The organism is Enterobacter sp. JUb54, assembly GCF_014298075.1.
In the GTDB taxonomy this organism is placed as follows: domain Bacteria; phylum Pseudomonadota; class Gammaproteobacteria; order Enterobacterales; family Enterobacteriaceae; genus Klebsiella; species Klebsiella lignicola.
Genome location: NZ_CP060418.1, coordinates 1,350,399 through 1,368,774, shown reverse-complemented (window position 1 = coordinate 1,368,774; position 18,376 = coordinate 1,350,399). Strand labels below are relative to the sequence as shown.

General features: G+C 55.9%; 16 protein-coding genes. 14 read left to right on the top strand and 2 right to left on the bottom strand.

The features are described 5' to 3' along the window. Positions 1 to 32 precede the first annotated feature (32 nt). The 3 genes from HF679_RS06275 (at position 33) to HF679_RS06265 (ending at position 2,769) form a co-directional block, all read left to right on the top strand. Entirely contained in the window at positions 33 to 986 is a 954-nt protein-coding gene (locus HF679_RS06275; protein WP_410003354.1) for a hypothetical protein, read from the top strand. Positions 987 to 1,153: 167 nt separating this feature from the next. Continuing rightward, on the top strand, positions 1,154 to 1,411 hold the full coding sequence (gene hipB / locus HF679_RS06270) for a type II toxin-antitoxin system antitoxin HipB (RefSeq protein ID WP_123754319.1): 258 nt from the start codon (positions 1,154 to 1,156) through the stop codon (positions 1,409 to 1,411). After that, on the top strand, positions 1,411 to 2,769 hold the full coding sequence (locus HF679_RS06265; protein ID WP_187042735.1) for a type II toxin-antitoxin system HipA family toxin: 1,359 nt from the start codon (positions 1,411 to 1,413) through the stop codon (positions 2,767 to 2,769). The genes hipB and HF679_RS06265 overlap by 1 nt, the downstream gene beginning before the upstream one ends. Here the strand turns inward: HF679_RS06265 and HF679_RS06260 are convergent. Next, complete coding sequence (locus tag HF679_RS06260) at positions 2,675 to 4,063, bottom strand: glycoside hydrolase family 10 protein (RefSeq protein WP_123755473.1); 1,389 nt, start codon at positions 4,061 to 4,063, stop codon at positions 2,675 to 2,677. The genes HF679_RS06265 and HF679_RS06260 overlap by 95 nt on opposite strands. A gap of 797 nt (positions 4,064 to 4,860) precedes the next feature. On the opposite strand from HF679_RS06260, the gene HF679_RS06255 reads away from it, so the two are divergent. From HF679_RS06255 to HF679_RS06235, 5 genes are all read left to right on the top strand, one after another. Next, positions 4,861 to 5,919, top strand: a complete 1,059-nt coding sequence (locus HF679_RS06255; RefSeq protein WP_187043036.1) for a branched-chain amino acid ABC transporter substrate-binding protein — start codon at positions 4,861 to 4,863, stop codon at positions 5,917 to 5,919. Between the two features lie 109 nt (positions 5,920 to 6,028). Continuing rightward, positions 6,029 to 6,943, top strand: a complete 915-nt coding sequence (locus HF679_RS06250) for an ABC transporter permease subunit (protein WP_123754322.1) — start codon at positions 6,029 to 6,031, stop codon at positions 6,941 to 6,943. Between the two features lie 10 nt (positions 6,944 to 6,953). Next, positions 6,954 to 8,240 carry a high-affinity branched-chain amino acid ABC transporter permease LivM gene (gene livM / locus HF679_RS06245; RefSeq protein WP_187042734.1) on the top strand — a complete coding sequence of 429 codons (1,287 nt, stop codon included), beginning with the start codon at positions 6,954 to 6,956 and terminating at the stop codon, positions 8,238 to 8,240. Next, positions 8,237 to 9,112 carry an ABC transporter ATP-binding protein gene (locus tag HF679_RS06240; protein WP_154143820.1) on the top strand — a complete coding sequence of 292 codons (876 nt, stop codon included), beginning with the start codon at positions 8,237 to 8,239 and terminating at the stop codon, positions 9,110 to 9,112. The genes livM and HF679_RS06240 overlap by 4 nt, the downstream gene beginning before the upstream one ends. Further along, positions 9,109 to 9,825, top strand: coding sequence for an ABC transporter ATP-binding protein (locus HF679_RS06235; RefSeq protein WP_123754325.1), 717 nt, complete (start codon positions 9,109 to 9,111; stop codon positions 9,823 to 9,825). Before HF679_RS06240 ends, HF679_RS06235 begins: the two co-directional genes overlap by 4 nt. Positions 9,826 to 9,980: 155 nt before the next feature. On the opposite strand, the gene HF679_RS06230 is transcribed toward HF679_RS06235, so the two are convergent. After that, positions 9,981 to 10,619 (bottom strand): TetR/AcrR family transcriptional regulator, encoded by a 639-nt coding sequence (locus HF679_RS06230; protein WP_154143821.1) that lies wholly within the window; start codon positions 10,617 to 10,619, stop codon positions 9,981 to 9,983. 113 nt (positions 10,620 to 10,732) lie between these two features. Here HF679_RS06230 and HF679_RS06225 point away from each other — a divergent pair, with 113 nt between their 5' ends. From HF679_RS06225 to HF679_RS06200, 6 genes are all read left to right on the top strand, one after another. Then, entirely contained in the window at positions 10,733 to 11,755 is a 1,023-nt protein-coding gene (locus HF679_RS06225) for an HlyD family efflux transporter periplasmic adaptor subunit (RefSeq protein ID WP_154143822.1), read from the top strand. Continuing rightward, positions 11,739 to 13,526, top strand: a complete 1,788-nt coding sequence (locus tag HF679_RS06220; RefSeq protein WP_187042733.1) for an ATP-binding cassette domain-containing protein — start codon at positions 11,739 to 11,741, stop codon at positions 13,524 to 13,526. Before HF679_RS06225 ends, HF679_RS06220 begins: the two co-directional genes overlap by 17 nt. Continuing rightward, complete coding sequence (locus HF679_RS06215; protein WP_187042732.1) at positions 13,519 to 14,646, top strand: ABC transporter permease; 1,128 nt, start codon at positions 13,519 to 13,521, stop codon at positions 14,644 to 14,646. Before HF679_RS06220 ends, HF679_RS06215 begins: the two co-directional genes overlap by 8 nt. A gap of 3 nt (positions 14,647 to 14,649) precedes the next feature. Continuing rightward, positions 14,650 to 15,768 (top strand): ABC transporter permease, encoded by a 1,119-nt coding sequence (locus HF679_RS06210; protein WP_154143825.1) that lies wholly within the window; start codon positions 14,650 to 14,652, stop codon positions 15,766 to 15,768. A 13-nt stretch (positions 15,769 to 15,781) separates the two neighbouring features. Further along, complete coding sequence (locus HF679_RS06205; protein WP_154143826.1) at positions 15,782 to 17,278, top strand: efflux transporter outer membrane subunit; 1,497 nt, start codon at positions 15,782 to 15,784, stop codon at positions 17,276 to 17,278. Positions 17,279 to 17,497: 219 nt separating this feature from the next. Beyond that, positions 17,498 to 18,370 (top strand): NAD(P)-dependent oxidoreductase, encoded by an 873-nt coding sequence (locus HF679_RS06200; protein ID WP_187042731.1) that lies wholly within the window; start codon positions 17,498 to 17,500, stop codon positions 18,368 to 18,370. Positions 18,371 to 18,376 lie beyond the last annotated feature (6 nt).

Sequence of the window (18,376 nt, the reverse complement as noted above, 5' to 3'; positions counted from 1 at the left end):
TTCTGCACCATGGCTGAGGTTTCAACGACGAAATGAGGGGCTCTTTGCGCCGTACTTCCATGCTGTTTAGCGTCTTATTGCTGGTGTGTCCGGCCAGTTTCGCCCTTGACGGCAGCCAGTTAAAACAACGCTCAAATGCCGTGCTGATGCTGATGAGCTATACCGTCGTACCGGATGTCACCGCCAGCGACCTGAATATTGGCTCCGGCACAAACGAGAAAAACCAGCTGTCGATTACCCAGTTTGGCGGCGGGGCCACGTTAAGCCAGCAATTTCCCATTTATCTGGAAGGCACTCTGGGTTACAGCCGCTATGATCCGCAATTTGTGGTGAGCGATGGCGATCAAAGTCGCAAAGTGCCGACCAAATGGAACAGTCTGACCGGCACCGGCGGCATTGGCTGGGATTTCAAGCTGTACACCGACAAATTGGGCGGCACGCTGGTGCTGCGACCGATTTTCAATTTTATGCTCGGGACGATGGCCAGCGATGTGCGGATCGGCAGCAGGGTGATCGAACATCGCCGGGATGCGGATTTCAAGTTTCTTGACGGTGGCCGGCTGAATGCCTACGGGCTTGGTGGTTCGCTGATGCTCGACTACGAGCTGTTCTCTGAGGCCCAGGATATCGATGTCGAGTTACGCTATTCCGGGATGAGCCTGCAGACGTTCGGCAGCACGCCGGAAGCCGTCAGCGGAAGCTCCAGCGCGGAAAATCTTGGATTGTACCTGCGCCGACGGGCGCCCATCTCTGACTGGACGCTGCTGAAAAGCCCGGTGCGCTACGTGCTGGAAGGGGCGCACACCGAGTATCTCGGCGATCAACGCGGAACCCTGGGGTTTAACGGACTCACGTCCCTTGGCGTCGGGCTGGAGCTGGACAGCAGCAAGTATCCGGTGTTCATCAGCCGTACCCGTCTGGTGGCGCGCTATATGTTCGGGGATAACACCCGAGGCTATGGCGTCGGCCTGGCGATGAGTTTTTAGTTCCTGGCGACCGATCACCGCATTCTCTTGTTTATCCCCTTGTGGGGATATCATCGCCATTATCCCCACAAGGGGATAAAGCTCATGGATTGACTTTATCCCCACTAGGGTATAAAAAATGCATTATCCCCACAAGAGGATAAGGAGAGGGCGTGAGTGATTTACCGATGATATACAGTCCGGTCCAGTTGGCGAACTACCTAAAGTTAATGCGCCAGAAAAATCAGTGGACGCAAAACGATCTGGCCCGGCGGATAGGGATTAAGCAGGCAACCATTTCTAACTTTGAAAACCATCCAGATAAAACGTCGCTAACCACGTTGTTCAAAATTCTCCAGTCGCTGGAAATGTCGATGGTGGTAAAGGCGAAAAACGGCGACAACAACGCTGAGCATGACGACAACACAGAGGATCTGAACTGGTAATGGCAACTCTGGAAACATGGATGAACAACGAACGAGTTGGCGAGTTAGTTAAGCAAGCTAACGGGGCGCATATTTTCCGCTATGACGATGCCTGGATGCGTAACCCTCGTACCAGACCGCTCTCTCTGTCGCTGCCGTTGCAGTACGGTAACATCACCAGCGACGCGGTATTCAATTACTTCGATAATTTGCTGCCAGACAGCCCTGTGATTCGGGACCGGATCGTCAAACGCTATCAGGCGCGGTCAAAACAGCCCTTCGATCTGCTGGCCGAAATTGGCCGGGACAGCGTCGGGGCTGTGACATTACTGCCGCCAGGTGAAAACACCGGACAGAGGGCATTGCGCTGGAAGACGCTGGATGACAACGCGCTAGACACGCTGCTGACCGCCTATCAGGCCGATATTCCACTCGGTATGGTCAATGAGCATGATGACTTTCGTATTTCAGTCGCCGGCGCGCAGGAAAAAACCGCGCTGCTGAAAATCGGCAACCAGTGGTGCATTCCTACCGGAACCACGCCCACCACCCATATCATTAAGTTGCCGATCGGTGAAATACGCCAGCCCGATGCGGTGCTCGATCTCAGCGAAAGCGTCGACAATGAATTCTTGTGTTTAGCGCTGGCCCGGGCGCTGGGTTTTACGGTGCCGGACGCCGGTATTATTCAGACCAGGAACACCAGGGCACTGGCGGTCACGCGATTTGATCGACGCTGGGCGCAGGACAACACGGTGCTACTGCGTCTGCCACAAGAAGATTTGTGCCAGGCGTTTGGCCTCCCTTCATCGATGAAGTATGAGTCAGATGGCGGGCCGGGGATTCGTCAGGTTATGGCTTTTCTGTTGGGATCAAGTCATGCGCTGAAAGATCGTTATGACTTCATGAAATTTATTGTTTTTCAGTGGCTTATTGGCGCCACCGATGGTCATGCAAAGAATTTCTCTGTGTTCCTTCAACCCGGAGGCAGCTACCGGCTGACGCCGTTCTACGACATTATTTCGGCGTTTCCGCTGCTGGGAGGCACGGGACTGCATCTGAGCGATCTCAAACTCTCGATGAGCATGAAGGCCACCAAAGGCCGAAAAACGGAGATTAGTACGCTCTATCCACGCCATTTTTTAGCCACCGCCAAAGAGGTGGGGTTTGCTCAGGAGCAGATGCTGGAGATTTTGCACTATTTTTCCGACCACATTCCCCAGGCGATTGAGGCGGTAACGCGGACTTTACCGCCTGATTTCTCACCCTCGGTCTGTCACGCCATTACTTCTCACCTGCGAAAACGCCATTTACGCTTGCGGACTGCGCTGGCGTCACCGGCTGCTGACCGTCACCCCAGCGGCTTTTCAGATAGTTGACCGCCTGCTGGGTTTGCGGCTGGTTGAGGTAGTTCTCCCGGAACAGAATGGTGCCCTGGATTTGCGGCGTCGATTCGTTTAAATCCAGCTGTTTTTTCAGCTCCGGCACGCCGCCGTTGACCATCCAGTCAGGCTCATTTTTGGACGGTTCGCCGACCTTATATAGCGCAATACCAATATACAGTCGGGTTCCGGTTGGTTTCACCACGTCCGCCCACCATTTTGCCAGCACATCATAGCGCGCCGCATCGCGGGCGAAAGGCCAGTAAATCTGCGGGGCGATGTAGTCGAGCAGCCCTTGCTGCACCCAACTGCGGGTATCGGCAAAAGATTCATCGTAGGCCGCCGCGCCGCGGGTATCAGACCCCGCCGGATCGTGGGAGCGGTTACGCCAGACGCCAGCGGGGCTGACGCCAAATTCGATCGTGGGATTCTGCTGCTTGATAGCCTTTGAGACCTGGGCAATCAGCTGTTGGGTGTTATGCCGTCGCCAGTCCGCCTTTGAGGCATATCCCTGACCGTAGGTGCGGTAGGTCTGATTGTCATTCAGGGTAGAGCCCGGCGTTTCGGTATAGAAGTAGTCATCAAACTGGACGCCGTCCACCGGGTAGTGCTCCACCACTTCGGCAACGATGCTGGTGATCCAGTCGCGGACTTCGGGAATACCGGGGTCGAGGACAAAGCGGTCGCCGGAAGTTCGGATCCAGTCGCGATGCAGCACGAAGACGCTGGCGGGGGTCTGCGACAGCGTGGCGTTGAGCTCGCTGACGGTACGAGGCCGGGTATTCACGGAAACGCGATAGGGATTAAACCAGGCGTGCACCCGCATCCCGCGTTTGTGGGCCTCATCCAGCATAAACTTCAGCGGGTCGTAGCCCGGGTCCTGACCAATTTTACCGGTCAGCATATCCGACCACGGCAGGATCTTTGACGGCCACAGGGCGGTACCATCCGGTTTAACCTGGAAAAACACGGTGTTGATCCCGAGGCTTTTCAGCTTATCCAGTTTGGCAGTCAAGGCGTTCTGCTGCTGGCGGATGCGCATCTGCGGATCGCTGAGGGTGACGGATTCTACCGGCGGCCAGTCGAGGCGGGAGACCGTGGTCAGCCAGACGCCGCGCACCGGTTCATTGCTGCGGGGCAGACCGGGCTGTTTAATCGGTGACGGCAGCGGGGTCACGAGAGATACCGGTGGCTTGCTGGAGCAATGGACCAGCATCAATGCGCCAGCGACGGCCAGGCCGGCAAGGGTAATTTTAGAGACAACACGCGCGCTACGAGAGCAGTGGATCATATACGCCAGCTCGTGAAAGAGTTGCAAAAGGGACATTGTCCTATGATGCGCGGCTAAGTCAATCAGCGCGACGGTATCCCGGCGATCCCGTTGGCGCACATAGCGTGAAATTTCCGTTTCCGCCAGCGCCTGGCGAGGCACGCCTTGATTTCTATTAACTTCTTGTTAGTTTGTTCACACTACTGCAACAAAATTATTCACTCTCATGATCATTTTCGCACTTTTGCACCAGGCCAGTGCGCAACGGCGAAAAAGAGCAGCTATGTTTAGCTCGCTGGCTAATATGGACGCCTCAGTTCCCGACTCGCCACGTGATGGCAACAGACCTCCTGACTTGTACTGAAATGCACGTTAGCCGGAGGCGGTACGCGTGGCTACCACGCGTTACCTCTATCCATTAGTAAGCGATCTGGCTTGTCATTTCTCTCTGGCGGGATTATTGCTTCTTCCACCCCGGATATACCCGTCATTCTTCACGTTGCCTGGATGTTGGCTGCACCGGCTATTCGGCTCATCCATGAGCCTCACCCTTATCAGGGCCGCTGCTCGCAGCGTTCAAATCTGTTCCAGACAGATTTGTCACCCCAGTCACTTACCTGAGTAAGCGCCTGGGAATATACGGTCTTGCCGCCGACAGGCAACGCGAATTATTGAGGGTGTATACGGCACATACCAAACAGTAAATGATATTTTCCGCGCCATGAAATGGCGCCAGGCTATAGATCGCTGAGGAATATCGAATGTCTCTGAAACTTAAAAAGTTAGCGCTTCATTTTGCGATTGCGGGTTGTATGAGCGTGGCATTTTACGCACAGGCGGATGTGAAAATAGGCGTCGCCGGACCGTTCACCGGCCCCAACGCCACCTATGGCGCCCAGTACTGGAAAGGGGCATCGCAGGCGGTCGCGGATATTAATGCGGCAGGAGGAATCAAAGGCGAGAAAATTGTTCTGGTTCAGGGCGACGATGCCTGCGAACCGAAACAGGCGGTGGCGGTGGCCAACCGTCTGGTCGATGAGTCCGGGGTTTCTGCGGTGGTGGGTCACTTCTGTTCTTCCTCGACCATGCCAGCATCAGAAGTGTATGACGAGGCCGGTATTCTGACCATCACCCCTGGCTCGACTAACCCGTTAATCACCGAGCGCGGCATGAAGGATATGTTCCGGATGTGCGGTCGTGACGATCAGCAGGGGGCCATCGCGGCGAACTATATGCTGGATGTGCTGAAGGCTAAAAAAATCGCCGTGATCCATGATAAAGACACCTACGGCCAGGGGCTGGCGGATGCCACCCGTGCCGCGTTGGCGAAGCGTGGCACCAAAGAAGTGCTGTACGAGGGCTTATCCCGTGGCGAAAAGGATTTCAACGCGCTGGTCACCAAGATTGGTGCGCTCAAGCCTGACGTGGTCTTCTTCGGCGGCTGCCATCCGGAAGCCGGTCCGCTGGTTCGCCAGATGAGAGAACAGGGCGTTCAGGCCAAATTCTTCTCCGGCGACTGTGTGGTTACGGAAGAGCTGGTCACTGCCGCCGGTGGTCCGCAGTTCACCAACGGAGTGCTGATGACCTTCGGTAAAGATCCGCGCACGATCCCTGAAGGGAAAACGGTGATTGAAAAATTCCGCGCCAGCGGTTTTGAACCGGAAGGCTACACCCTGTATGCCTATGCTTCTATTCAGGCAATTGCCGCCGCCTATAACGCTGTCGGGACCGATAACGCCAAAGCCAGCGAATGGCTGAAAACCAATAGCGTCGATACCGTGATGGGTAAAAAAGCCTGGGATGGTAAAGGCGACCTGAAAGTGTCGGATTACGTCGTTTATCAGTGGGATGACAAAGGCAAATATCATCAGCTTTAACGGCTAACTGACTTTTCCGGCCCTGGAATAACAAAGGGTGTGACTCGTAAAAAAGGCAGCGTATGGCGGGATGCGCCGTCGCTGCCTGTTTACCGGCAGGATGGTGTCTATGGAAGCGTTTTTTCTGCAACAACTGATCAATGGGCTGACGCTGGGGGCCGTATACGGTCTGATAGCGATTGGCTACACCATGGTTTATGGCATCATCGGTATGATTAACTTCGCCCACGGCGAGGTGTATATGGTCTCAGCCTACCTGTGCGCTATCGGGCTGGCATTACTCTCTTATTTTGGCATCCACTCGTTCCCTTTACTGATCTTCGGCACCCTGGTGTTCACCATTGTCGTGACCGGCGTTTATGGCTGGACCATTGAACGCATTGCCTACCGGCCGCTGCGTAACTCCACCCGACTGGCTCCGCTGATCTCGGCCATCGGCATGTCCCTTATTCTGCAAAACTATGTGCAAATCAGTCAGGGCCCTAATCAGCAGGGGATCCCGACCCTTATCACCGGCGTTCTGCGTTTTGACGTAGGCGACGGCATTGTGCAAATCACCTGGACCAAGCTGTTTATCCTCGCGGCGGCGCTGGTCGGGATGATCGTCCTGACCTGGGTGATTCAGTACACCCGTCTCGGGAGGATCTGCCGGGCGACACAGCAGGACCGGCGTATGGCGGCGATCCTCGGGATTAACACCGACCGGGTTATCTCGCTGGTCTTTGTGATTGGCGCGGCGATGGCCGGGCTGGCCGGCGTGCTGGTCACCATGAACTATGGCACCTTCGATTTTTATATCGGCTTTATTATCGGGATCAAGGCCTTTACCGCCGCGGTGCTGGGGGGAATTGGTTCGTTACCGGGTGCGATGCTGGGCGGTTTGCTCCTGGGCGTTGCCGAGGCGCAGTTTGCCGGGCTGGTGAACTCTGATTACAAAGATGTGTTTTCCTTCGCTCTGCTGGTGGCGATCCTGATTTTCCGTCCGCAAGGGCTGCTGGGTCGTCCAATGGTTGCCAAGGTTTAAGGGGTAAAACATGGCTGAAGTATCCCGTCAGCCAGGGCTCGACATCAGGCGTAGCCTGATTGATAGCGTCCTGGCCGGATTGTGTGCGCTGGTTGTCTTTGGCCCGGTCGTGGGCATTGTTCTCAAGGGTTACAGTTTCAATATGTCGACGCATCGCGTAGCGGTGCTGGTCGGGATTGTGATGGTCGGGCGACTGGCGCTCAGCTTGCTGTTGCAAAGCCGTCGCGGCCGTCAGTTTCTCGCCCGCTTTGAAGGGGCGGATGATGGTGTCTACGTGCGTCAGGTTGGCTATCGTTCACGCCTGCGTTGGATCCTGCCTCTGCTGATGGTGGTGGCGTTGGCCTTTCCGTTCATCGCCACGAAATACCTGCTGACGGTGGCGATCCTCGGGCTTATTTACGTGCTGCTCGGTCTGGGATTGAATATCGTGGTCGGTCTGGCGGGGCTGCTGGATCTGGGTTACGTGGCGTTCTATGCCATTGGCGCCTATGGTCTGGCGCTCGGCTATCAGTATCTCGGGCTGGGGTTCTGGGCGATGCTGCCGATTGGCGCCATTATGGCCGCGCTGGCGGGGGCGTTACTGGGGTTCCCGGTACTGCGTATGCATGGCGACTATCTGGCGATCGTCACCCTCGGCTTTGGCGAGATTATCCGCCTGGTGCTCAACAACTGGGTCAGCTTTACCGGCGGGCCTAACGGTGTGTCAGTCCCTGCGCCGACGCTGTTTGGCCTCGAATTTGGCCGACGGGCAAAAGACGGCGGGGTGCCGATCCACGAGTTTTTTCACATCAGCTATAACCCTAACCTCAAGTTTATCTTTATCTACGGCGTGCTCTGTCTGGTGGTGCTGCTGGTGCTGTTCATTAAACATCGCCTGACGCGGATGCCCATCGGCCGCGCCTGGGAGGCGCTGCGCGAAGATGAGATCGCCTGTCGGGCGATGGGGCTGAACCATGTGCTGGTGAAACTCTCGGCATTTATGCTGGGGGCGTCGACGGCCGGGATTGCCGGGGTCTTTTTTGCCACCTATCAGGGGTTCGTCAACCCGACGTCGTTTACCTTCTTCGAGTCGGCGCTGATTCTGGCGATCGTGGTGCTGGGCGGCATGGGATCGACCCTTGGGGTGGTACTGGCGGCCTTCGTGCTGACGGTGGCGCCGGAGCTGCTGCGTGGTTTTGATGAGTATCGGGTGCTGCTGTTTGGCGTATTAATGGTGCTGATGATGATCTGGCGGCCTCGGGGGCTGGTACGTACCAGCCGCACCGGGGTGGCGGTACGTAAGGGAGTGGCGCCATGAGTGACAACATTTTGCAGGTTGAGCATCTGATGATGCATTTTGGCGGAATTAAAGCCCTGAATGACGTCAACCTTGAGGTAAAGAGAGGGTCAATTACCGCGCTGATTGGCCCAAACGGCGCCGGGAAAACCACGGTGTTTAACTGCCTGACCGGCTTTTATCGCGCTACCGGCGGGGCCATCCGCTTGCATGCCCGGACCAAAATGACCGATGTGATTCAGGTGCTGGGGCAAAAGATCCACCCGGCCGATTTTCTCCATCCGTCGGCGTTGGGCAGCCGCCTCTATTACAAGATGTTTGGCGGGACCCATCTGGTGAACCGGGCGGGGCTGGCGCGGACCTTCCAGAACATCCGACTGTTTCGCGACATGTCGGTGATTGAAAACCTGCTGGTGGCCCAGCATATGCAGGTCAATCGTAATTTGCTGGCGGGGATCTTAAATACCCGTGGCTACCGTCAGGCGGAGAACCAGGCGCTGGACCGGGCCTTTTACTGGCTGGAGGTGGTCGGCATGGTGGATTGCGCAAACCTGCTGGCGGGCACGCTCTCCTATGGTCAACAGCGGCGGCTGGAGATCGCCCGGGCGATGTGTACCGGGCCGGAGATGATCTGTCTGGATGAACCCGCCGCCGGTCTTAACCCGGTGGAAACGCAAACCCTGAGCAAGATTATCCGCTTCCTGCGCCAGCATCATGGCGTCACGGTGCTGCTGATTGAGCATGACATGGGGATGGTGATGGAGATTTCCGATCATGTCATCGTCCTCGATCATGGCGATGTGATCGCCCGCGGCGAGCCGAAGGAAATCCAGTCGAACACCAGCGTGATTGCGGCCTATCTGGGCACGGATGAAGAGGAGATCGCCGAATGAACCAGCCGTTGCTTGAGTTTCGTCAGGTTGACGTGTTTTACGGCCAGATTCAGGCGCTGAAGCAGGTCTCGTTAACGGTCAATGAAGGGGAGACGGTGGCGCTGATTGGCGCCAACGGCGCCGGTAAATCGACGCTGCTGATGTCTATTTTCGGCCAACCGCGCATCGCCGAGGGGCAAATTCGCTATCGCGGGGAAGATATCAGCCGCCAGTCTACCCACTTTATCGCCAGCAACGGGATTGCCCAGGCCCCGGAGGGGCGGCGGATCTTTGCCGACATGACCGTTGAGGAAAATCTGTTGATGGGGACCATCCCCATCGGCAACCGCTATCAAAACGAGGATAAGGCGCGGATGTACCAGCTGTTTCCCCGTCTGGAGGAACGCCGATCCCAGCGTGCCATGACGCTCTCCGGCGGCGAACAGCAGATGCTGGCGATTGCCCGCGCATTAATGAGCCGCCCCAAACTGTTGCTGCTGGATGAACCCAGCCTCGGACTGGCGCCGCTGGTGGTGAAGCAGATTTTCCAGATCCTGCGCGAGTTGACGCAGCAGGGCATGACGCTGTTCCTGGTGGAGCAAAATGCGCATCACGCGCTGAAGCTCTCCGATCGCGCCTATGTGATGGTTAACGGCCAGATCCAACTGAGCGGCACGGGCAGGGAGCTGTTAAACAACCCTGAGGTCAGAAATGCTTATCTTGGGGTGACTTGATCTGACATGGTAAGTGACAGTGTCACGTAAATAATGACCTGTTGTACGGTAAATGCCGAAAATACGGTTCTGTGAGCGAGCGTGACGACTTCCACAAGCGTCCGCTCGATCGCATCAACGGTCAGTTCGTCCTGCTAATCACGCTTTCTGCAACCTTACTGATTGCTGTGCTCACGAATAGCCTTTAACCCAGCAAGGGAGAAAAGTGTAAAGTGAGAGGTGAGCGCCTTAGCCTGCATGGCAACAATCTCCTGTACTGGCCCTGGCATGCGATTGCCTGCCACCATCAGCATCATGCAGGGGGCAACCACGCTCAACATGCATGGAAGGAGACGAGGATCATCTTCAGCAAGCCCGGCAGCTTCACCAACAATCCGCCGTACAGCCTGAATCTTTTTTGCCCCTTCGGTATTCACAAAATCGCCTAGCTGTACGGAAGGCGCCAAAAGCTCACGGGCAAACACACGCCCATGCCAGTCATCAGGGTTACTCAGCTTGGTCAGAAACGTTTCGAGAAAAACACCTAACTTCTCTTCAGAAGAGCGCTCAGATGCCGCAAGTTCAGCCAGCTGGTCACCGTCCAGATAATGGTGATGGGCAAGCGTCAGCACGGCGAGATAGAGCCCATCCCGGCCACCAAAGTGATAGTTGATTGCGGCAAGATCAACGCCTGCTTTTTTGGCTATCTCTTTGTTGGTGGTCTGCGCAAATCCTTTCTCTGCAATGAGTTCTCCTGCCGCCTCGAGGATGTTTTCCCGGGTTACATCTCCATCGCTTCGACGTGCTCTGCCCATGATTCTCAATTTCCTGATCTGCGATTTTGCTAATGAGGGGTTTATTATTACACAATTAAAGTTTAAATTAAATTTAAACTATCTATCTCAGGGAACCTCAGGACACGTTTGCTATGAATAAAAAAATTATCGTCGGAGCCGTCGCTGCCGCACTCCTTGTCGCTGCCGGAGCTTACTGGCTCTTCGGAAGAAGTGATAACGACCAGAGTCATCTGACACTTCATGGAAACGTGGATATCCGCCAGGTTTCGCTGGCATTTGAAAGCAGTGGTCGCATTCGCTCACTGGCCGTTGATGAAGGCGATCGCGTAACCGTCGGGCAGGTCGTGGCAACGCTTGATACCGAAGCCCTGAAAATTCAGGAGCAACAGGCGATAGCGCAGTTGGATATTCAGAAGCAGACGGTTCGTGAACAACAAGCGGGGGCTCGGCCGGAAGAGCTGGCACAGGCCAGGGCGCAGCTATCATCCGCACAGGCCCAGCTGCAAAAGGCCAGCGAAGATATCAGCCGTATTCAGCGTATTTCAGCCAGTACCGGTGGCAAAGGAATCAGCAAGCAGGAGCTTGATACGGCCAGAAGCAATCTGCGGATTGCTCAGGCCAGCGTCAAAGAGCGCCAGGCCAGTCTCGCCTTAATGGAAAAAGGGGTGCGAAGCGAACAACGAGAAGCCTCCGTCGCCCAGGTTCGTGCCACTCAGGCGCAGCTGGCGCTATTGCAATATCAGCTTTCACAGGCCGAACTGCGTGCTCCTGTTGACGCGGTTGTGCGGGCCCGTCTGCAGGAGACCGGGGACATGACCAGCCCGCAGAAATCGGTATTCACCCTGGCACTCAGCGCCCCTAAATGGGTTCGGGTCTGGTTGAACGAAAGTGATTTAGGCCGGGTAAAAGCAGGTATGCCCGCAGCGATCATAACCGACTCTTTCCCTGACAAGCCTGTTAAAGGCAAGGTTGGTTTTATTGCTTCGGTTGCGGAATTCACACCCAAATCGGTACAGACCGAAGAATTACGCACAAAGCTTGTCTATGAGGTGCGTGTCATTGCTGACGACCCGGACAACGTGTTGCGCATGGGGCAACCCGCCACGGTTACCATCGAAACCAAAACCGGAACGCAAAATGAACGCAACAACTGACGCTCAGTATGTGGTCATCGCCCGCGATCTGGTACGCGTGTTTCCGGGAGCCAGTAAAAAAATGGCGGAAACGCGGGCGCTTGGCGGACTAACGCTGAGCATACGCGCAGGCGAACTGACCGCGCTGGTCGGCCCGGATGGCGCAGGAAAAACCACATTTCAGCGGCTGATCGCCGGTCTTTATGCGCCAACCTCCGGAAGCCTGATGGTGCTGGATACCGATGTGGTGACGGACCCACAATCGGTGCAGAACCGGATCAGTTACATGCCGCAGCGGTTTGGGCTGTATGAGGATTTGAGCGTACAGGAGAACCTCGACCTCTACGCCGATTTGCATGGCGTGGCTCAACAGGAAAGAGCATCCCGCTTTGCGCGATTATTATCGATTACCGACCTGGCGCGTTTTACCGATCGTCCCGCAGGAAAGTTGTCCGGTGGCATGAAGCAAAAGCTGGGGCTGGCCTGCACACTGGTGCGTTCACCTGATTTGCTGTTGCTGGATGAACCGAGTGTCGGTGTCGATCCGCTGTCGCGCCGCGATCTGTGGAAAATCATTGAACAGCTGGTTCAGGACGAAAATCTGAGCGTCATCATCAGCACCGCCTATATGGATGAGGCTGAGCGCTGCGCCCAGGTTTACGTGATGGATCAGGGCAAAATTCTGGCGTCCGGGACGCCGGAAGCATTGCGAGAGAAAGCGCAAGGCAGGACATGGCAGGCGATACCGTCTGAAGGGACGAAGTCTCGAACGCTCCAGGCACATCTGCTTGAAAAGCGCGACACGATTGTGGATGCGGTTCCCAAAGGCGATGCGGTGCGCTTTATCTGTCAGTCACCTGACGATAAGACAACGCCTGCGCAAGTCAGCGCTGCCCCCCGTGACGCTGAGCTGGAAGACGGCTTTATGCTGCTGCTTCACCAGGCACAGCGGAAAGATGCCGATCCGGCCGCCACTGCCCCGGTAAAAGCTGACATGGTCTCCTCACGTGATGCAGGGCATCACGATGAGAAGCCGGTCATCACCGTGAAAGATCTGGTGCGCCAGTTCGGCGATTTTACCGCTGTCGCCAGCACCTCTTTTGACGTCAAGCGTGGCGAGATCTTTGGGCTGCTTGGGCCAAACGGGGCGGGTAAAACCACGACCTTTCGCATGCTGTGCGGGCTACTCCCGGCAACCAGCGGGCACCTGGAAGTCGCCGGGCTGAATCTGCGCACTGCAAGGGCAAAAGCCCGTGCCAGGATTGGCTACGTCTCACAAAAATTCGCGCTTTACAGCAATCTCAGCGTCAAAGAAAACCTGACCTTTTTTGGTGGCGCTTATGGCCTCTCAGGCGAAAAGCTTTCCCGCCAGATTGCATCCTCACTGAATCAGTTCGGGCTCAATCCGGATGCCATCAGCGGTGAATTGCCGGGAGGTTTCAAGCAACGGCTTTCCATGGCCGTGGCCTTACTCCATGAACCCGAGATTGTGTTCCTTGATGAACCTACCAGCGGTATCGATCCGCTGGCCAGAAGGCTGTTCTGGTACACCATCGGGGAACTGGCCAATAAAGGGATCACTATCATCGTGACGACCCACTTTATGGAAGAGGCGGAGTATTGCGATCGTATTGCTATTCAGGATGCCGGAAAAATGCTGGCGCTCGGAACGCCGAAAGAGGTGCGCCAGATGGCAGGATTAGACCACAACGTCGATATGAATACGGCGTTTATTGCCATTGTTGAAAATGCGAGATCCAATATAAAAAGCAAGGAGTCATCACATGCATGACTCGACTTTTGTCACTCGCCTGATCTCCCTGACCCGCAAAGAAACGCGCCAGCTCGTCAGGGATAAAAGTAATCTGGCGGTCGGTTTCCTGCTCCCCATTGTGCTTATTTTACTGTTTGGCTACGGGGTATCTTTTGATCTGACTAACGCACGCGTGGCCGTGGTTCAGGAGCAAAATACGCTACAAAGCCGGCAGGTTATCAATGCCTTGCAGGGCAGTCGTTACCTCACGGTTCAGGAATATCCCAGCCTCGTGGACGCACAGAAGGCCCTGCTGCAGGACAAAACCGATGCCATTGTCAGGATCCCTTCCGACTATGCAGAAGGCGTTGTCGCGGGGAGCGGAAAATTACAAATCCTGCTCAATGGCGCGGTCACCAGCGTCGCCTCAGCGGCTCAGGGCTACATCACCGGCGCGTTAGGCGTGCAGGCAGCCATTGAGTCGGACAGACAACGCGTTGATTCCACGACCGGCTCGGTGTCAGTAGAACAACGGATGTGGTTTAACGAATCGAGCAACAGCACCTGGTTTATCGTACCAGGCATCATCGTGCTTATACTGACGCTGATTGGCGCATTTCTGACCGGGTTGCTGATTGCCCGTGAACGAGAACGCGGAACCCTGGAGGCACTCTTTGTCACTCCTGTTCGCCCACTGGAACTGGTACTTGCCAAGCTCGCGCCGTACATGGTGATTGGTGCCGTCGATCTCGCCATCTGTCTGCTCGCGGCCCACTATTTGTTTGCGGTTCCTGTCCGTGGTTCTCTGCTGGCGATCGTTATCGCGTCGATGCTCTATCTGCTGGTCGCCCTTGGCCTGGGGCTGGCGATATCAGGCTTTGCGCCCAGCCAGTTTATGGCAAGCCAGGTTGCCCTGATTGCGAGTTTCATGCCTGCAATGATGCTCTCAGGTTTTGTTTTCGATATCCGAAACCTTCCTGTGGCCATTCAGGTTGTCAGTCAGATCCTTCCCGCCACCCATTTTATGTCGCTCATTAAAACGCTTTTCCTCGGCGGTGATGACTGGCCAATGTTCTTCCGCCAGTGCGGCATTCTTCTGCTTTACGCGGTCATTCTGATTAACGCCTCACGGCTTTCACTTGGTAAACGGCTGAGATAGCACATGATTAATGAATTACAACAGTGGCTGCTGCATATCAGCTTTCTGATAAAAAAAGAAATTCTGACCATCGTAAAAGAGCCGGCCAACCGGGTCATTTTGATCGCCCCGGCATTTATGCAGGCATTACTGTTTGGCTATGCGGCGACCTACGATGTTAATCACGTGGACTATGCGGTTCTCGATCAAAGCAGAGGCCAGGCGTCGGTAGAAATTCTGTCTCATCTCGACGGAACCGGGGTGTTTTACCGTACTGCGACCCTGACTTCGGCCACGCAAATTGAGCAGGTGGTGATGGAGGGTAAGGCATTGATGGTGCTGACGTTCCCACCTGATTTTGAAAATAAGCTCAATAAGGGCGAAACATCACCGTTGCAGGTGATCCTCGACGGGCGTAACTCGTCAACGGCGGGCGCGGCTGCGAGTTATATCTCAGCCGTGGTCAATGATTTTAACCAGCGCCGAGCCGGTGGCGTTGCGCCATTGAGCGTCGAGGTCCGGGCCTGGTACAACCCAAACCTGGAGTCACGCTGGGGGCTAATGCCGACGTTGATTGCGGCGCTCAGTATGATGCAGACGCTGTTACTCTCGGCACTTTCCGTAGCCAGAGAGCGGGAGCAGGGGACATTTGACCAACTGCTGGTGACACCCTTTACCCCGATGCAGTTATTGATAGGGAAAGCGATTCCGCCCGTACTGGTTGGCCTGGTGCAGTCAACGATCATCCTACTGATTATCCTGTTCTGGTTCCGGATCCCTATGAATGGTTCGTTGCTGGTCCTCTACATTGGCCTTATCAGTTTCAACATTGCGGCCGTAGGGCTGGGCCTGTCGATTTCCGCCGTGTCGGTGAATATGCAGCAGGCCATGCTGTACACCTTCTTATTGATCATGCCGTTAATGCTGCTTTCAGGGCTGCTGACCCCGGTCCAGACCATGCCAGCGGTACTGGATACGCTGACCTATGCAAACCCACTGCGCTTTGCCATTGACCTCGTGCGAAGAGTGTATCTCGAAGGTGCCGGGCTGGCTGACGTTGCGTTTGATTTTGTCCCAATGTTGGTGATGGCTGTACTCACGATGCCTCTGGCCGCATGGCTGTTTCGTAACCGACTGTACTGATGCAGGAATAAAGATGAATAACCGTTTTTCCCCTTTGAATCACCGCCCATTAACGGTCATGGCGGCTTTACTGGCGCTAACCTTGCTGAGCGGGTGTACCGTGGGCCCCGATTTTACAGCGCCAAAACCGGCGGCGCCTGAAAACTGGACCACCTGGCGAAGTGCCGATCCGGCCTTACTTCAGCTCCCGGGGGCCGCGGCCGTCGCCGATAACCAGTGGTGGAAGCGCTATAACGATCCGGTACTGAACACCCTCGTGGAGAAGGCATTAATTGCCAGCCCGGATATCAGAAGTGCAACGCTGCGCTTCGCCAGTGCCCGGGCGCAACAACGCATTACCTCATCGCAACAAACACCATCAGTCAATGCGACCGCAAGTCTTACCCGGGCGCAACAGAGTGAGAACAGCCCATCAACCCGGGCGCTGAAAGAGGCCCTTCCGAACCCGGACGAGCTGATACAGCTCATGGCTGAGCCTTATAACTGGTATCAGGGCGGGCTGGATTTTAGCTGGGAAATTGACCTGTGGGGACATGTTCGCCGGGCAGTTGAAGCCTCCGAGGCTGATAGCGAATCACAAAAGGCAATGCTTGAGCTTGCCCGGTTGAGTATTGTCGGGGATGTGGTCAACAGTTACTGGAGTCTGCGGGGGATCCAGCAGCAGATTGCCATGGCGAAAGAGGATGAGAAGGCCCTCAATGAGCGGTTGACGCTGATTAAAGCCAGAACGGATGGCGGTGCCCTTGATGAGACGGATGTCGAACGCCAGCGTAGCGAACTGGCGGTGACCAGAGCGAATCTCATCGAATTACAGGCACAGGAAGGGGTGGCGACAAACCAGTTGCTTGTTTTGCTGAACGAACATCCCGGGTCGCTTAACGATTTACTCCGCGACAAATCCGACAGCCTGTCTGCTGGCGTTTTACCTCAATTAGCGCTGGGTATTCCTTCGGATGTCGCCTTAAACAGGCCAGACATCCGGGCGGCAGAGGCGACTCTGCATGCCGCTACGGCAAGAATCGGTGTGGCGGAAGCGGAGCTTTACCCGAGTATCACGCTTGGTGCGAAGATTGGTATGGATACCTACAGTGCCGACAACTTCACCGAATGGGGCAGCCGCGCCTGGTCTGTTGGACCGAGTCTTAATTTGCCATTATTCGACCGGGGACGGCGCAAGGCCACGGTGGTATTGCGCGAAACCGATCAGCAGCAGGCCGCGGTGGACTACCATAAAACCGTGTTGAAAGCCTGGCAGGAAATTGATGATGCGCTAAGCCGGTATGCCGCAGCCCAGCAAAAACTCATCGAACAGCAAACGGGTGCAGAGAGTGCAGCACAGGCTCTCAGGCTCATTGAAGCACGCTATAACGGTGGATTAACCAGCTTTATTAACGTCCTGGATGCGCAGCGCAGCGATATTCAAGCCCGACAGTCGTTAGCAGCAGGTCAAAGAGATGTGAAAACCGCCTGGGCGGCAGTGAACCGTGCCGTGGGTAACTATCCGCGCTGAACAGATTGAGAGCTGGCGCATCAAGGCTCGTCATCGCCGGAGGAAAACCTCCGGCGTTTTTTTTCGCCAGGGTAACCCACTGTTTTGGTGGATAAAGGCCACAATGGTAGTGGCCTCGCTGGCAGAAACAGGCATACTGGATGACCTTATACTCCGCCGCGGTGATGGACATTCAGGTCACGGCAGGAGGAAATAAACCTACACGCGGGAGAAAATGTCATGAGTTTACCGGTTGTCGCCGTTCTGGGACTGGGTGCGATGGGGCATGCATTTGCCAGTAATCTGTTAAAAAAAGGCTTCACCGTTCACGGCTGGAACCGTTCCCCAGAACGGGGTGAAGATTTACTCGCGCACGGGCTCGTTCGCCATGAGACGCCGCAGCAGGCCGTGGCGCAGGCAAATGTGATCCTGTCGGTGCTGACCGATGGTGAAGCGACCCTGCAGACGATCCGTGAGATCGCCCCGGCTGCGCAGGCCTCGGCCATTTTTTGCCAGATGGGCACCATTGGCGTAGAGAGTACCCGCGACGCCATCGGCCTGCTGGAATCCCTGCGCCCGACCATGGTTTACCTTGATGCGCCGGTGTCCGGCACCAAAAAGCCCGCCGAGAACGCCCAGATTCTGGTACTGGCCAGCGGCGACCGCCAGCGCAGCGCAGATGCCGAAACGGTATTTGACGCGATCGCCCGCGGTACACAATGGTATGCGGAAGCCGGGGACAGCCAGAAGATGAAGCTGGTGCTCAACGCGTGGTTGATCACCATGATGGAAGGGGTGGCGGAGAGCACGCTGCTGGCAGCGAAGTTAGGCTTTACGCCGCAGGCGCTGTGGGGCGCACTGGATGGTGGCCCGCTGGCCGCACCTTATATCAAAGGCAAACTGGATATGATCGCCGGGAATGACTTCACCCCGCAGATGCAGCTGAGCCATGCCTTGAAGGACGCGAAGCTGGCGCTTGATGCTGCAGAGGGTACCGAATTACCGATCCTCGCCAAAATTGCCGACTGTTGGGATGAGGCCGCCGGCGAAGGGTTTGCCGAACAGGATCTCGCGTCAGTGTATGCCTGGCTCGCCGGACAGCCGACGGCCTGACGGTTG

Bases quoted from the DNA above. Each gene is read 5' to 3' on its own strand.
- HF679_RS06275 (WP_410003354.1), top strand. From the start codon at position 33: ATGAGGGGCTCTTTGCGCCGTACTTCCATGCTGTTTAGCGTCTTATTG.
- hipB (WP_123754319.1), top strand. From the start codon at position 1,154: ATGATATACAGTCCGGTCCAGTTGGCGAACTACCTAAAGTTAATGCGC.
- HF679_RS06265 (WP_187042735.1), top strand. From the start codon at position 1,411: ATGGCAACTCTGGAAACATGGATGAACAACGAACGAGTTGGCGAGTTA.
- HF679_RS06260 (WP_123755473.1), bottom strand. From the start codon at position 4,063: ATGATCCACTGCTCTCGTAGCGCGCGTGTTGTCTCTAAAATTACCCTT.
- HF679_RS06250 (WP_123754322.1), top strand. From the start codon at position 6,029: ATGGAAGCGTTTTTTCTGCAACAACTGATCAATGGGCTGACGCTGGGG.
- livM (WP_187042734.1), top strand. From the start codon at position 6,954: ATGGCTGAAGTATCCCGTCAGCCAGGGCTCGACATCAGGCGTAGCCTG.
- HF679_RS06240 (WP_154143820.1), top strand. From the start codon at position 8,237: ATGAGTGACAACATTTTGCAGGTTGAGCATCTGATGATGCATTTTGGC.
- HF679_RS06235 (WP_123754325.1), top strand. From the start codon at position 9,109: ATGAACCAGCCGTTGCTTGAGTTTCGTCAGGTTGACGTGTTTTACGGC.
- HF679_RS06230 (WP_154143821.1), bottom strand. From the start codon at position 10,619: ATGGGCAGAGCACGTCGAAGCGATGGAGATGTAACCCGGGAAAACATC.
- HF679_RS06225 (WP_154143822.1), top strand. From the start codon at position 10,733: ATGAATAAAAAAATTATCGTCGGAGCCGTCGCTGCCGCACTCCTTGTC.
- HF679_RS06220 (WP_187042733.1), top strand. From the start codon at position 11,739: ATGAACGCAACAACTGACGCTCAGTATGTGGTCATCGCCCGCGATCTG.
- HF679_RS06215 (WP_187042732.1), top strand. From the start codon at position 13,519: ATGCATGACTCGACTTTTGTCACTCGCCTGATCTCCCTGACCCGCAAA.
- HF679_RS06210 (WP_154143825.1), top strand. From the start codon at position 14,650: ATGATTAATGAATTACAACAGTGGCTGCTGCATATCAGCTTTCTGATA.
- HF679_RS06205 (WP_154143826.1), top strand. From the start codon at position 15,782: ATGAATAACCGTTTTTCCCCTTTGAATCACCGCCCATTAACGGTCATG.
- HF679_RS06200 (WP_187042731.1), top strand. From the start codon at position 17,498: ATGAGTTTACCGGTTGTCGCCGTTCTGGGACTGGGTGCGATGGGGCAT.